Raw genomic sequence first — 15,901 nt, forward strand, 5'->3', positions numbered from 1 at the left:
TGAAATGAAGAAACTGTATGTCTTTTTAGGAGCCCTGTCCATTAGTATAAATGCCGTTGCACAACAGCCTTTAAAATTATGGTATGACCGCCCAGCTAAAGTATGGGAAGAGGCTTTGCCTTTGGGTAATGGAAAAACCGGTGCTATGGTGTATGGACGTGTAAACCGGGAAAGAATTCCCCTGAACGACAATACGCTTTGGTCTGGTTATCCTGATCCGGGAAATAATGTGGCAGGTCCAACTGTATTGCCGCAAGTTCGTAAAGCAATTGACGATGGTAAATATGAGGAAGCGACTCAGCTTTGGCGGAAAATGCAGGGGCCTTACTCAGCCAGGTATCTTCCTTTAGGAGATTTGTATTTACAGTTTCATCAGAAAGACAGCATTCCTACGCGTTATAATAGGTCGCTTGAGTTGGATAATGCTATTGCTACAGTGGATTATTCCCTTAATGGAGTGGATTATAAAAGAGAGGTGTTTACCAGTTTCCCGGGTAAGGTATTGATGGTTCGTATTACGGCTAGTAAGCCGGGCTCGATCAGTTTCAATAGCGGCCTGATCAGTAAGCTACGGTTTAAGACTGCTGCGGTAGGGACTAAAGAGTTGGTATTGAAAGGGAAGGCGCCAAAATTTGTAGCCAATAGGGATTACGAACCGAAGCAGGTGGAGTATGATGACAAAGAGGGGATGACTTTTGAGATCCGTATGCGGATTAAGAACGAAGGAGGAACGCTAAAGGCAGTTGGTGATCAATTGGTTGTTCAAAATGCGAATGCGGTAACGATTTATTTAACGGAGGCCACCAGTTTTAATGGTTTTGACAAATCTCCTGGGCTTTCCGGTAAAGATCCTTCTATAGCTGCACTGGCAGATATGAATGCGGTGTTTGGGAAGAGTTATACGGTGCTGAAAGCACAGCATGTAAAAGATTATCAGCAGCTTTTTAACCGTGTGAAGTTTGAGTTGAAAGGGAATCCAGTTGCTGAAAAGCAAACTACGGATCAACGTTTGAAGCAATATGCGAGTACTAAAAATGATCAGGGTTTACAGGCTTTGTATTATCAGTTTGGACGGTATTTAATGATTGCCTGTTCCCGTCCTGGATCTCGACCATCCAATCTTCAGGGAATTTGGAATGACCATGTACAACCACCATGGGGCAGTAATTATACCACCAATATCAATACGGAAATGAATTACTGGCTGGCAGAAAATGCCAACCTTTCAGAATGCCATCAGCCACTTTTCGATTTCATGAAGGAGTTGGCTGTAAATGGGGCACAGACTGCTAAAGTAAATTACAATATAGACAAGGGTTGGGTAGCGCATCATAACTCAGACCTTTGGGCAAAAACTTCTCCTCCGGGAGGCTATGATTGGGATCCTAAAGGGGCACCAAGGTGGACGGCATGGCCGATGAGTGGGGCCTGGTTCAGTACCCATTTGTTTGAACATTATCAGTTTACGGGCGACAAAATATTCTTAAGTAAAACGGCTTATCCATTGATGAAAGGTGCGGCAGAGTTTATGTTACAATGGTTGATTAAGGATGATAAAACTGGTTATCTGGTGACCAACCCTTCAACTTCACCAGAAAATACCGTTAAAATTCAAGGCAAGGAATACCAGCTTTCAAAAGCTTCAACGATGGATATGTCGATCCTCAGGGAGTTGTTTACGGACTTGATCCGTACCACTGAGGTATTAAATATAGATGCAGGTTTCAGAAAGGAATTGATGACTGCGCGTGAAAAATTATATCCTTTTCATATTGGCCAATATGGTCAGGTGCAGGAATGGTTTCAGGATTGGGATGATCCTAAAGATACTCATCGTCATATTTCTCATTTGTTCAGCTTATTCCCTGGCAATCAGATTTCTGTTTTTGAAACTCCTGAGCTGGCAAGTGCTGCAAAGCAAACTTTAATTTTTAGAGGGGATGTGAGTACTGGCTGGTCTATGGCCTGGAAGATCAATTGGTGGGCAAGGTTGCAGGATGGTAATCATGCTTATAAAATTCTGGAAGACGCTTTTACTTATATCGATCCGACCTTAACAAAAGCGCAGATGAGTGGTGGTGGAACCTATCCGAATCTATTTGATGCACATCCTCCTTTTCAGATTGATGGGAACTTTGGCGCTACTGCCGGAATTACAGAGATGTTGCTGCAAAGTCAGGATGGAATGATCAGCTTGTTGCCAGCGTTACCAGATGCCTGGTCTTCCGGGAGTATTGAAGGGATTAAAGCCAGAGGGAATTTTGTTATAGGAATGAATTGGAAAGACGGAAAGCTACAGGAGGCAACGATCAAATCAGCAGTCGGAGGGAATTGTAGGTTGAGGACTTTACAGCCGGTGAGAATTGTGGCTTTTGATGTTTCTGATCTTAGGGGTTCTGGTCCTGGAACTCCTGTTGAGCTGAAGGCTGCAACAGGGAAGAATAGCAACTTATTAACTCAAAAACCTTACTTGCCTGCTTTTATAAAGGGTTCGGAGGTAATGTTGAAAAAACTGGAGGTTGATACTGGGTATGTTTTTGATTTTAAGGCGGATAAAAATAAGCTTTACAAAGTATACACCCTATAAAACAGTTTAAAATTATGTTTAAAAGCTTTGTGATTTGTGTTGCATTTTTATTGAGTTGTCTTTGTTTAAATGCGCAAAATATTGCCTGGGAGCTGGTGGCTCCGGGGGTTTGGAAAGGAACGGTTGGCCGTCCTGAAAGTTATAATTTATCAACGGCTTCCGGAGTGAAGCCATACTTAGAGGGGCTGAATAAATTGGGTTCGGCTACATTCCCTATGTTGCAACAGGAAGTGGTTGCCCAGTTGAGGGATGGAAAGACTTATTTGAGTTTTCCTTTGAAAAAGGAAGAACAGTTGTTTGGTTTCGGTTTGAATTTCCAGACGGTTCATCAGCGTGGAAAGATTCTGGAATTACATGTGGATCATTTTGGGAGCAAAGACAATGGACGTACGCATGCGCCTACCCCGTTTTATGTGTCTTCTGCTGGGTATGGGGTTTTCGTTAATTCTGCCCGGTACCTGAAAGTTTATGCGGGAACAGGGGTTCGGAGAGACAGTAAAAATGCTCCCGTGGCCAGGGATCGCAATACGGATAAAAACTGGGCTTCCCGTCCATATTCTGATGCGGTAGAATTTCTTGTTCCTGCAGAAGGGGTAGAGTTCTATGTTTTTGCAGGTCCGACGCCATTAGATGCGGTGAGTCGTTACAACTTATTTAATGGCGGTGGCCCATTGCCTCCGCGTTGGGGATTGGGTTTTACGCAGCGTGTGAAAACACTTTTTAGTGCTGGGGACGTGGAAAAGGAAGCGGCAACATTCGCCGAAAAAGGTTTCCCTCTGGATTTTATTGGTCTGGAACCAGGTTGGCAAAGTAAAGCTTACCCATGTTCTTTTGAGTGGGATAAGGGTAGATTCCCTGATCCTGCAGGGTTTGTGAGCGTTATGCTTAAAAAAGGAATCCGATTGAACTTATGGACCAATCCTTATGTTGCGCCGGAGTCTCCGATTTATAAGGAGATTAAACCTTTCACCGCCGACCATACGGTTTGGTTAGGGGTTATCCCCGATCTTACGATACCCGAGGCACAGAATCTATTGTTTGGTCAATTGAAAAAGAGCCAGGTGGATATTGGTGTGAGCGGATATAAATTTGATGAGGTGGATGGTTATGACCATTATTTATGGCCTGATGTGACTACTTTTCCTTCCGGGAAAAGTGCAGAGCAAATGCGTCAGACTTACGGTTTGCTGACTCAACGTTATAGTGCTGATCTTTTTTATAAGCGAAATCAGCGTACTTATGGGCTGGTTCGTGGCTCGAATGGCGGAGGTACATCCTTTCCTTATGTGATTTACAATGATTATTACAACCATGAAGATTTTATTACGGCTTTAATCAACAGCAGTTTTGCAGGTGTATTGTGGACGCCGGAAGTGAGGGCTTCCAAAACAGGAGAAGAGTGGTTGCGCAGGATGCAATCGGTGGTATTCTCGCCCATGGCGATGATCAATGCCTGGTCTAGTGGGACAAAACCGTGGTCTTATCCTGAAGTAGAACAGCAAGTAAAAGATATGGCCATCTTACGTATGCAGATGATGCCTTACTGGTATAGTGAGTTTGCGAAGTACCATTTTCAGGGAATTCCTCCTTTCCGTGCGATGAATCTGGAGCCGGGCTTTAATTCAGGAATTGATAAAGATGTTACCAATACGGATCTGGAAGAGAATCCATATGTAGATGCGGTGGCTAAAGAAGTGAAGGATCAATATATGGCCGGTGAGTATTTATTGGTAGCGCCTATGTTTGCAGGAAAAACCACACGTACAGTGATCCTTCCAAAAGGAAAATGGTTTGATTTCTATACTGGTGATTTTGTAGGTGATGGAACTGTGATTACGATCACACCAGGTTTAGACCGGATTCCTGTGTATGTGAAAAATGGAGGGATTATCCCGATGGGTCCGGCTTTAATGCATGCGCCGAAACCAACAGATAAGATCGATCTGGAGATCAGGTATTATGGTGATAAACCGGGTACTTATCAGTTGTATGATGATGATGGGGAGAGTTTCGATTATGAAAAAGGTGCTTTTAGCTTCAGGGAAATTCGAATGGAACGTGCTAAAGATGGGAAGTTGAAAGCCTCTATCAGCGCTGCTGTTAAGGGAAAACCAAATACACTGAATAAAATCAGTTTTAAAGCAATGACTACTAAAACCCAATTATGAAAAGATTGACCCTAATGGTTTTTACGGCAATTTTTCTACTGGCAGGCCTTCCCCGGTCTGTCAGTGGAAATCCGCTGAATGATACAATAAAACAGCAGGCGGAGCTGACTTTGAGAAAAAAGGTGATGTCCCGGGCGAAATGGGCGATGCAACAAAAGCCGGTTACGGTGACGGCAGAAAGCTCTGTAAGAAGCGCTGGAGGTATTCATGATTTTTTCTCTGAAGGTGACTATTGGTGGCCGGATCCTAAAAATCCTGAGGGGCCTTATATACAAAAGGACGGAATGACTAACCCGGAGAACTTTGTTGCGCATCGCCTGGCGATGATTCGTTTTAGTGAAATTATTGGTGTGCTGGCTTCTGCTTATCGCTTAACCGGAGAAGAAAAATATGCGAAACAGGCAATGCTACATTTGAAGGCCTGGTTTATCAATGAGGGGACCTTAATGAATCCTCATCTTAAGTTTGCACAAGCCATTAAAGGTCGATTTACCGGGCGCGGGATTGGGATCATCGATACCATCCAGTTGATGGAAGTTGCTCAGGGGGTATTGGTAATGTCTGATGCCCTGGATACCGCAGTATTAAAGGGAGTAAAAGATTGGTTTTCTGAATACCTGAACTGGTTGATGACCCATCCATATGGTAAAGATGAGATGAAGGCGGAAAATAACCATGGTACTTGTTTTACGATGCAGGTGGCTTCTTTTGCGAAGTTGACAGGTAATCAGGAACTGTTGAGATTTTGTGCTGACCGTTATAAGAAGGTATTGCTACCGAATCAGATGGCTGCAGATGGCAGTTTTACGAGGGAGTTGGCGCGCACGAAGCCTTATGGGTATTCTGTTTTTAACCTGGATGCGATGAGCACACTTTGTCAGATTCTTTCTACTGCTCAGGATAACCTTTGGACTTTCGAAACAGCGGATGGGAGATCCATCAGAAAAGGACTGGAATATTTTTACCCATTTATAAAAGATAAAAGTAAATGGCCTTTAAAACCGGATGTGATGTATTGGAATAATTGGCCGGTAGCACAGCCTTTTTTAATATTTGGGGCAGATGCTTTTCAGCAACTGGACTGGATGAAGACCTGGGTACAATTGGATCATGACCCGAAAGTGGAAGAGGTGATTCGCAATTTACCGGTAAGAAATCCGCTGATTTGGTTGAACTGATCTATTGAATTTATAGAAGTTAAATGATGTTTAGGAAAGCTTTATAATTTAAACCTCTTTTTAAATTGATACAAAATGAAGTATTGTAAGTCGGCATTTTTGTTGTTGTCCATGTTGCTTAATGCGGGTTATGGTTATAGCCAGGTGGCCGGTGATGAGGATAAAGAAATGTTTAACCAGGCAAAGCTGCGTGATGAAGGGGCAATTAAGGAGGCTAAAAATGGTTGGTGGACCGCTTCTATGACGGAACATGAGGCGCGGATGAAATGGTGGAGAGCGGCAAAGTTTGGCATGTTTGTTCATTGGGGAATCTATTCTATTCCGGAAGGAGAATGGAAAGGAAAGGTCGTGAATGGATATGCGGAACACCTGATGCGTAAAGAAAAGATTAGCAGGGCTGATTATCTGAATCTTGCTCATGAGTTCAATCCATTGAAGTTTAACGCAGAAGAATGGATCTTGGATGCGAAAAAGGCAGGGATGAATTACTTCATTATTACGGCTAAGCATCATGATGGTTTTGCGATGTTTGATTCTAAAGTTTCGGATTTTGATGTGATGGATCAGACTCCTTTTAAGCGAGATCCGATGGCGGAGTTGGCTGTTGCGGCAAAGAAACATGGGATGAAGTTTGGCTTTTACTATTCTCATGCTTTTGATTGGGAACATCCCGATGCACCGGGCAACGATTGGGAATATAAGAATCCTGGAGGTGATCAATTGATCGGTGGTGCCAACTGGTTTGATCAGCATCCGGAATGGTTGCCAAAAGCACAAAGATATGTAGAAGAGAAAGCAATCCCTCAGCTCAAAGAATTGATCAATAAGTATCATCCTGATATTTTATGGTTTGATACACCTCATAAATTACCTTTCTCTGAAAACCTGAAGATTCTTCATGCGATTAGAGAAACTGATCCGAATATTGTAGTGAATGGTCGTTTGGCAAGAACTGCGGCAATGAATTTTGGTGATTACCAAAATACGGGAGATCGTCCGGCAGAATTCCGTACGGTAGCTGGAGATTGGGAAGCGATTCCGACTACAAATGAATCTTATGGCTATTCTAAACATGACAATAGTCATAAATCTGCTCAGTTTTTTATTCGCCTGTTGGCAAATTCGAGTTCCCGAGGGGGCAACCTTTTGATGAATATTGGTCCTAAAGCGGATGGTAGTTTTGATCAGAAGGACCAACGCATTCTGGATAGTATAGGCCCATGGCTGCATAAAAATAAGTCTTCCATTTTTGGAAGCAATCGCTCGACCTTGCCGATTCCGGCCTGGGGGGTAACCACTCAAAAAGGGCAGCGGATATATCTGCATGTGTTTGACTGGCCTAAGGATGGGGAGTTATTATTAGGCGGCTTAAAAACTCAGGTTAAACAGGCTTATCTGTTAAATGATCCTGCAAAAAAGAAATTACCTGTAAAGCGTTTAGGGCCTGCGGTACTGCGTATTGCTGTACCTGAAATTTGCCCGGATCCTGCTGATGCAGTGATCGTATTGGAACTGAATGCGGCTGTAAGTGTAGATCCAATACGTTTGCTGGCCAATAAGGAGATGAGTAACAGGTTGCTTGCTTTTGATGCAACGTTACATGGGAAAGGTTTCGGATTCGGGGATGGAAAAACTGACCGTTATTTTGTGGATGGGTTAAAGTCAGAAGATCAGTTTTTTACCTGGAATGTTAAAACCTTAGCCAAGGCCAGATATCAGGTGATCGTTAAGTATCTGCCGGGAGCAGATCCCGAAGGAAGGTATCGGGTAGAGTTGGGCTCATTTAATATGGAAGTTCCTCTGGCTAGTCAGAAAACTGGTGTTGTTAGTCAGGATTTAGGCAAAATCGAATTCCCTGCGGGAACCTATCAGCTAAGGCTGAGTGCTGCAAAGGCGCAAGGCATAGAGCTGATGAAACTTTTGGAAGTTCAGTTGATTCCATTACCACCTTACTCTTTTAATAAGTAAATGCAATTACCCATATAATTTTTAGAATAATGAAAAGATACTTTTTTACTGTACTAGCTCTTTCTTTGCTGCATACCAGCACTTTTGCTCAGCAACCGAACGTTAAAAAAGCGTTTAAGCTGGCTGCCAAACAAACCGAGTTTATGTTGAAGGAAGTGGAAGCGGCGAAGCTTCATTCGGGAAATCCAGCCTTGGTATCTCCAAGAACCATTGAAAACGGGAAGCTAAAACTAGTGGCTTCGAAGGATTGGACCAGCGGGTTCTTTCCCGGTGTATTGTGGTTTTTATACGAGTATAACCATCAACAGCCCTGGATGAAGGAAGCTAGGAAGTTTTCTGCAGCAATTGAAAAGGAAAAGCTGAACGGTACGACTCATGATATGGGGTTCAAAGTGTATTGTAGCATTGGTACGGGATATCGGATTACGAATGATGCACATTATAAAGCGGTGGTTTTAGAGTCGGCAAAGAAATTGGCTACGCGCTTTAACCCTAAGACCGGGGTGATTTTATCCTGGGATCATAGTCGGGATAAATGGGTGAATCCAGTGATCATTGACAATATGATGAATTTGGAATTGTTGTTCGAGGCGACAAGGTTAAGTGGTGATTCTTCATTTTATAAGATTGCAGTGAGCCATGCCAATGTGACGATGAAAAATCATTTCCGCCCGGATTATAGCTCTTATCATGTGATTGATTATGATCCACAGACTGGTGCTGTATTGAAAAAACAGACCCATCAGGGATATAGCCATGAATCTGCCTGGTCAAGAGGACAGGGTTGGGCATTGTATGGATATGCGATGTGTTACCGCTTTACTAAAGATCCTGTTTATTTGAAGCAAGCGGAAAACATTGCTGCTTATATATTGAATCACCCGAATATGCCAAAAGATTTGGTTCCTTACTGGGATTTTAATGCACCAAATATTCCTAATGAGCCACGTGATGTATCTGCAGCTGCGGTTATTGCTTCAGCCTTGTTTGAGCTGAGTGGTTATAGCGATCAAAAGAAAAATTATCTGGATAAGGCCAATGTGATGATGAACAGCATGGCGAATACTTATACGGCGCCAGTGGGAACGAATAAAGGCTTTATTCTGATCAGTAGTACGGGATCTAAACCTTCGAATTCGGAAGTGGATGTGCCACTTTCTTATGCGGATTATTACTACCTGGAAGCGCTGTTAAGGGCAGATCAATTGAAATAAGTTTTTTATTGGAGCCTGTCGCAATTGGGCAATCACAAGAATCAACCAAATACTAACCATATATAAATTTTATGAAAAAGAATCAATTGATGATTGCAGTATTGATGAGTGGGAGTTTGTTATTGTCCAGTTGTGAAAAGGATAAACCTGCTGTAGAGGATCAGAAACCTATTGCGCCGACCGCGGAAATTGTTCCCGGGGATGTTCAGGCTGCATCGGTTTTATTTAATGGTGATGCCAGTAATGGCGCCGACAATGTCTGGAAAAACATTAATATTGAGGGTACGGGAGCATTATCTACGGTGACAGATGAAACGGGGGTATTGACCTGGAAGTTTCTGAAACCATTGGGGAGTCACCGTACAGAAGTACGTGGAGCCAAGAATTTTCAGGCAGCCGAAGGCGATGAAATTTACATCGGTTTTACGAGTAAACTGCTTATCCCTTCCAGTTTAAAAACAGAGGCGATTTTTCAATGGAAATCTTATCCGACTACAGGATCTCTGCAAAATCATCCTTTGATGCTGAGAACAAAAGGAGGAAAGTTGGAACTGCAACATTTTGACGATAGTCATGTGGCCACGGTGCCATGGTCGATTACTTTGCCGGTAAGTACCTGGATGAAGTTTGTGATTCGTATGAAAGTTTCAAGGGATCCATCTATCGGGTTTATTGAGTTCTGGTATAATGGGGTGAAACAAACCTTGTCTAATGGTACGCAGCGTCTGACTTGCAGAACGCTTGATGTGCAGGATTGTGATCCAAAATGGGGTGTTTATGGAGGAGATGAAGCAGCGGTGACGCATTACGTGAAAAAGATCAGGATCGGAACAACTTATGCTGATGCCGCACAATAAAGAGGATTTCTAAAGACACTATTTTAGGGGAACAACTTTGTCAATATTGCTGAAAGATCGGCCAATTGAAGAGTGTTCCCCTTGTTAAATATGCAGTACATTAGAAGACCAAACCAATATAAACTACATATGCGTAAAATATCATTATCACTAATCATAGCATTATCTTTTTTTGTTCAGTTTGCTCATGGCCAGCGTGCCCTGACTAAAGATGAACGGATGGCCTGGTGGAGAGAAGCCAAATTTGGGATGTTCATTCACTGGGGAGTCTATGCACAGTTTGCCGGGGTGTATCAAGGTCATGAACAACGTCGTGGCGGAGCAGAGTGGATTATGAACCGATCTAAAATCCCTGTTGCAGAATATCAGGAAATGGCGAAAAGCTTTAATCCGACGAAATATGATGCGGATGCCTGGGTGAAAATGGCTAAAGATGCGGGCATGAAATACCTGATCATCACTGCTAAACACCATGATGGTTTCGCTTTATTCAACTCTAAAGCCAGTAAATGGGACATTACAGATGCGACTCCTTATGGCAAGGATTTGTTGAAGCCATTGGCTGAAGCTTGTAAGAAAAATGGCTTGAAATTAGGGTTTTACTATTCTCAGGCACAAGACTGGAACAATCCAGGTGGATCAGCTGCGCGCAAAGAAATGAAAGAAGGGTGGGCAAACCCGGATTCTACAAAGATTGATGCCTATACATTGGCCAATAAAGGACATTGGGATGCGGCACAACAGACGAAGACTTTTGACCAGTATATTGATGAGGTAGCTGTACCACAGGTAAAAGAATTGATGACCAATTACGGTGATGTTGCGGTGCTTTGGTGGGATACGCCAACAAATATGACCGATGAAGCGGCATTAAAATTACAAAATGCGCTAAAAACACAACCGCAGATCATTACCAATGACCGTTTGAAAAGACCTAATTTTCCTGGGGATACTAAAACTCCGGAGCAAAAGATTCCTAATCAGGCAGAACTGGATGGGATGGACTGGGAAACTTGTATGACCATGAATGGTACCTGGGGATTCCGTACTTCGGATCATAAATGGAAATCCAGTGAAACTTTGATTCGTAATTTAGTGGATATTACTTCTAAAGGAGGCAATTATTTATTGAATGTTGGCCCTAAACCTGATGGTACTTTTCCTGAGGAAAGTGTACAAAGGTTGAATGATATTGGGAAATGGATGAAGGTGAATAGTGAAGCGATATATGGGACAAAAGCGAGTCCTTTAGCGCCATTAGATTGGGGTCGTTGCACAAAGAAAGAAACTAAGAAAGGAACTGTGCTTTATTTTTCTGTGTTCAACTGGCCTAAGGATGGGGTATTAGTGATTCCAGGTGTTAAAAATAAAGTAATTTCAGCTTCGCTTTTGGCGAAAGGTAAGGGTAAGGTGACTACGGCAAGCAAAGGTGGTGACCTGTTGATTTCTGTGCCTGCTGAGGGCCCTGATGCTGTGGCATCGGTAATTCGTGTGGAGTTTGAAGGGACTGTTGCTCATCAGGTAACTGATCAGCCTAAAAAAGAAATGAAAACCGGAGCATTAGACTAAGGAAATGAAATCGATACTTTTTACTGTTTTTCTGTTATGGATTGCTGCTGTTGGGCAGGCAAAGGACTATCGCATTCGTTCTGCAAAAGAACTGGAAGCTTTGGTTTTGGCTCCCGGAGATCGGGTGATAATGGAGGAAGGGGTATGGAAGGATCAGAAGATCGTATTTAAAGGCAATGGGAGCAAAGCGCGTCCCATTGTTTTATTGGCTGCCAATCCTGGGAAAACATTGTTGACAGGGAGTTCTTCTTTGGAGATTGATGGTTCCTGGTTGTTGGTGGATGGTTTGTCTTTTGCTAATGGTTTTTTGACGGAGGGAGAGGTGATTAATTTTTCTGAGCAGTCATCCTTTTGCAGATTGACAAATACGGCAGTTGTAGATTATAACCATCCCGATGAAAAAGTCGATTACCGTTGGGTTTCTTTAAGGGGGATTCGCAATCGGGTAGACCATTGCTTTTTTAAGGGTAAGCGGCATCAAGGGGTAACGCTTATTGTCTGGCTTTCCGAAAAGCCAAATTACCATCAGATTGACCATAATTATTTTGGGCCACGTCCGGAGCTGGGAAGAAATGGGGGCGAAACGATTAGAATCGGGACCAGTACCTGGTCTTTTCATGATTCGTTGACCATGGTAGAAGATAATATTTTTGAGCGTTGCAATGGGGAGTTAGAAGCCGTTTCTAATAAATCATGCAAGAATGTAATAAGAAATAACCTGTTTTATGAATGTAAGGCTACGCTGACTTTAAGACATGGTAATGATGCAGAAGTTTATGGAAACTTCTTTCTTGGCAATGGGAAGCCAGGAACTGGTGGTGTTCGCATCATCGGAGAAAACCATAAGGTACACGACAATTACTTTCAGGACTTAACAGGAAGCAGTGTGAGTGCTGCAATTTCTGTGATGGCAGGATTACCAAATCCAATTTTAACCAGTCACTGGCAAGTGAAAAATGCGGTGATTACCGGTAACCTGATTTTGAATTGTAAGGAGCCTTTTGCTATTGCTGCGGGGTATAATCCGGGTCGGTATTTACCGGCTTTAAACACGATTTTTGCAAAGAATATCATTGTGGCCGATGTATCTCCGTTGAAATGGTACGATGAAAAGGTCGTTGTTCATTTTGAGGATAACCTGATCCTCAGTAAATCTTATGCAGGGACACCTGAAAAGGGTTTTGAATTGAAGAATGAAGCGCTTAAAAAGATGCCGGATGGTTTGTATTTAAAACCGGGGCAATCGGCGTTTAAGCCCTTTTGGGAAAGGGAAAAAATTGGGCCTAATTGGGCTACACTGAATACTTCTTTTCCAGTGTTATCATTCTGATGCGTTATATTTCGTTTTTCCTTGTTATCATTCTATTTAATCTATTTGTTCAATGAAAAGATCAATGCTTATTTTCCCTTTGTTATGTATGATGGCAGCTGCCGGGAAAGCACAACACCTATCCCCGCTTTGGACCGACTTTGTGAAGGCAAAAGCGCAAGGTAAGACACCGATACTTCCAGATTTTTCATATGCCGGCTACCATTGGTCGGAAAAGGAACTGCCAACTTTGGCAGAGAAAAAGGTATTTAAAGTTGCGGATTATGGAGCGATTGCCAACGACGAGTTATTTGATGATGCGGCGATTCAGAAAGCTGTTGATGCTGCCGAAGCGAATCCGGGAGGAGGAATTGTTTTCTTTGAATCGGGTAAATACCTGATCGCTCCAGATGAGGATGCGAAGAAACAGATCCGGATTTCTAAAAGCGGGATCATTTTGAAAGGTTCTGGGAGTGGAGCTGGAGGGACTGAAATCTACCAGGCAAATATGCGGATCCATGGCAGACAGTTTTTATTTCAACCGAAAAATGTTACTGGGAAAAAACTGAGTACCATTGTTGAAGATGCTGGAAGGGAGACTTTCTCGGTAAAGCTGAATGACGCTTCGATGTTAAAGGTAGGACAGGATGTGGTGATTCGACACCGAACGGAAGAATTTACCAGGTTGTATTTCGCACCATTGGATTTAAAACCACAATGGTCGAGATTGTTTGGCGATAAAGGAGGGATGCAGATTTATGAGATTCATACGATCGCAAAGATTACAGGGAATCAGGTTGTTTTTAAGAACCCGATTCATCTGGATATTAAATTAGTGAAGACTGGGACATGGGATATAGAAAGCTATACTGCGCTATCAGAATGTGGTATTGAAGACCTTCGCTTTTCCAGTAACTGGAAAAATTACCCGGAAGCTTTTATTCACCATAAGAATGAGATCCATGATTATGCGTATGAGGCGGTTGGAATGGAGTACTTAAAGGATAGCTGGATTAGGAATTGTGAGTTTCATGACCTTAATGAGGGTATTTTTATCCGTTCTGGCTATAGAATGACCATAGAAAACACTCATTTTAGAGGAAAGAAAGGTCATGCGTCTGTCCATGCACGTACCGGATATGGCGTATTGGTTAAAAATTGTTCCTTCAATGGCGCGCAACATCATGGTGCCGGGACGGGTTATAGTGCCGTTGGAACCGTGATTACAAAGTGTTCTTTAGGCATAGATCAGAACTTTGATATTCACTCCGGACAACCTTATGCCACACTTTATGATGAGGTACAAGGTGGGGTATTTTATAATTTAGGTGGGCCTGAACCCGGGTATCCGCACCACGGTAAGCAATTGGTGCTGTGGAATTTTCATCACAGATCCCTTAAAGATCAGCATTATGATTTCTGGGATAGTTCAAGAAGAAGAAACTATACCATTGCTTTGCCTATTCTGGTTGGTTTTACTGCGGATAAAGTTGTAACTTTTGAACATGCGGGGAGGAATGAATCACAAGGAGAAGCAGTGCTGCCGAGTTCATTATTTGAGGCACAGCTTCAATTGAGGTTAAAAGGAATTGATCTGGCGAATGCCAAATAAAATTAGATAGTACATGAGAAAAGTCTTTAAGCTCCTCTTGATATGGCTGGTTTTTATAACTGGTTCTGAAGGTTATGCGCAGTCGAAAATGCGTATTGTATGTGTAGGTAACAGCATTACTTTTGGCTCCGGACTGAAAGACCGTGCCCGGGAATCTTATCCTGCGCAGTTGCAGGCATTGCTTGGAGTTGATTTTGAAGTGCTGAATTTTGGGGTCAGTGGTGCAACAATGCTTAAAAAAGGAAACAAACCTTATTGGAAAACGCCGGAATATCAACAGGTGTTGAGTAGTAGGCCGGATCTGGTTTTCATTAAGCTGGGGACGAATGATAGCAAGCAAATCAATCGTAAGGAGATGGCTTCTTTTGTGACTGATTATAAAGATATGGTACATAGTTTTCAGGGATTGGCGACTAAACCTAAGGTGGTTTTACTACTCCCTGTGAAGGCTTTTTCTGATACACAATTTGGAATTTCGGGCACTTATATGAAGGATAGTCTGATTGCCATGGTACAAAAAGTGGCTTATGATGAACGATTGGAAATAATTGATTTGTACAGTTTGTTTGCAGATAAAGAATCTTTATTGGGGGATAAAATCCATCCGAATGCAGTAGGAGATGGTTTTATTGCGGAACGTTTAAGGTCTTTTGTGCTTCAGAAAAACAAACCTTCAAAAGATCTTTCCAGCAAGATTAAAACGCCTTTGAAGCGGAGTTCTTTTAATGGTTATGAGCAGTTGAACTTTTCATTCAAAGGGCATGATGCGCGGATCGTTAGTCCGAAGCGGGTGGCGAAAGGGATGCCTTGGGTATGGAGAGCCAGATTTTTTGGCCATGAGCCACAAACTGATGTCGCTTTGCTGGAACGTGGTTTTCATATCGTGTATTGTGACGTAGCGGAGTTGTTTGGCAATGCGGAAGCGATAGGGGTCTGGAATGATTTTTATCAGGCGCTACAAAAGATGGGCTTGGCTAAGAAAGCGGTGATGGAAGGGATGAGCAGGGGTGGTGTTTATGTGTACAACTGGGCTGCGGCCAATCCAGATAAAGTAGCTTGTGTTTATGCCGATAATCCGGTATTGGATTTAAAAAGCTGGCCGGGAGGAAAGGGTAAAGGACCTGGAAGTAAAGAGAACTGGGCAGCTTTCTTAAAGGCTTATGGTTATGCCAATGATGCGGAAGCTGCTGATTTTAAAGGTAGCCCGATGGATCAGATTTCGGCGATTGTGAAGGGGAAGTATCCGATGTTGCATGTGTGCGGGGATCTGGATGAGGTAGTACCAATGGCAGAAAACAGCCTTCCTTTTGCGGAGAAAATTAAGGCTGCGGGCGGGGATATTCAGTTGATTCATAAGCCTGCTGGCAAACATCATCCACATAGTCTTCCTAATCCGCAACCTATTGTTGATTTTATTCTAAAAGCTACAGGATATTAGT

At 42.8% G+C, this 15,901-nt stretch carries 10 protein-coding genes; all 10 read left to right on the forward strand.

What is annotated here, in order from left to right:
* Positions 1-4 precede the first annotated feature (4 nt).
* The 10 genes from R2S10_RS21475 (at position 5) to R2S10_RS21520 (ending at position 15,900) form a co-directional block, all read left to right on the forward strand.
* Positions 5-2,587 carry a glycoside hydrolase family 95 protein gene (locus R2S10_RS21475; protein WP_316842473.1) on the forward strand — a complete coding sequence of 861 codons (2,583 nt, stop codon included), beginning with the start codon at positions 5-7 and terminating at the stop codon, positions 2,585-2,587.
* Between the two features lie 14 nt (positions 2,588-2,601).
* Entirely contained in the window at positions 2,602-4,755 is a 2,154-nt protein-coding gene (locus tag R2S10_RS21480) for a TIM-barrel domain-containing protein (protein ID WP_316842474.1), read from the forward strand.
* The gene (locus tag R2S10_RS21485) at positions 4,752-5,933 is read left to right on the forward strand and encodes an alginate lyase family protein (protein WP_316842475.1); all 1,182 of its coding nucleotides are present in this window, start codon (positions 4,752-4,754) and stop codon (positions 5,931-5,933) included. Before R2S10_RS21480 ends, R2S10_RS21485 begins: the two co-directional genes overlap by 4 nt.
* 75 nt (positions 5,934-6,008) lie before the next feature.
* Positions 6,009-7,901, forward strand: coding sequence for an alpha-L-fucosidase (locus R2S10_RS21490; RefSeq protein ID WP_316842476.1), 1,893 nt, complete (start codon positions 6,009-6,011; stop codon positions 7,899-7,901).
* A gap of 29 nt (positions 7,902-7,930) precedes the next feature.
* Positions 7,931-9,115 carry a glycoside hydrolase family 88 protein gene (locus R2S10_RS21495; protein ID WP_316842477.1) on the forward strand — a complete coding sequence of 395 codons (1,185 nt, stop codon included), beginning with the start codon at positions 7,931-7,933 and terminating at the stop codon, positions 9,113-9,115.
* Between the two features lie 71 nt (positions 9,116-9,186).
* Positions 9,187-9,972 (forward strand): heparin lyase I family protein, encoded by a 786-nt coding sequence (locus tag R2S10_RS21500; RefSeq protein WP_316842478.1) that lies wholly within the window; start codon positions 9,187-9,189, stop codon positions 9,970-9,972.
* Between the two features lie 129 nt (positions 9,973-10,101).
* On the forward strand, positions 10,102-11,541 hold the full coding sequence (locus R2S10_RS21505; RefSeq protein WP_316842479.1) for an alpha-L-fucosidase: 1,440 nt from the start codon (positions 10,102-10,104) through the stop codon (positions 11,539-11,541).
* Positions 11,542-11,545: 4 nt separating this feature from the next.
* Positions 11,546-12,871 carry a polysaccharide lyase 6 family protein gene (locus tag R2S10_RS21510; RefSeq protein WP_316842480.1) on the forward strand — a complete coding sequence of 442 codons (1,326 nt, stop codon included), beginning with the start codon at positions 11,546-11,548 and terminating at the stop codon, positions 12,869-12,871.
* Positions 12,872-12,923: 52 nt separating this feature from the next.
* Positions 12,924-14,462, forward strand: coding sequence for a DUF4955 domain-containing protein (locus tag R2S10_RS21515; protein WP_316842481.1), 1,539 nt, complete (start codon positions 12,924-12,926; stop codon positions 14,460-14,462).
* Between the two features lie 13 nt (positions 14,463-14,475).
* Positions 14,476-15,900 carry a GDSL-type esterase/lipase family protein gene (locus R2S10_RS21520; RefSeq protein WP_316842482.1) on the forward strand — a complete coding sequence of 475 codons (1,425 nt, stop codon included), beginning with the start codon at positions 14,476-14,478 and terminating at the stop codon, positions 15,898-15,900.
* Position 15,901 lies beyond the last annotated feature (1 nt).

Origin of the sequence: Pedobacter gandavensis (assembly GCF_032678745.1) — a bacterium.
In the GTDB taxonomy this organism is placed as follows: domain Bacteria; phylum Bacteroidota; class Bacteroidia; order Sphingobacteriales; family Sphingobacteriaceae; genus Pedobacter; species Pedobacter gandavensis_C.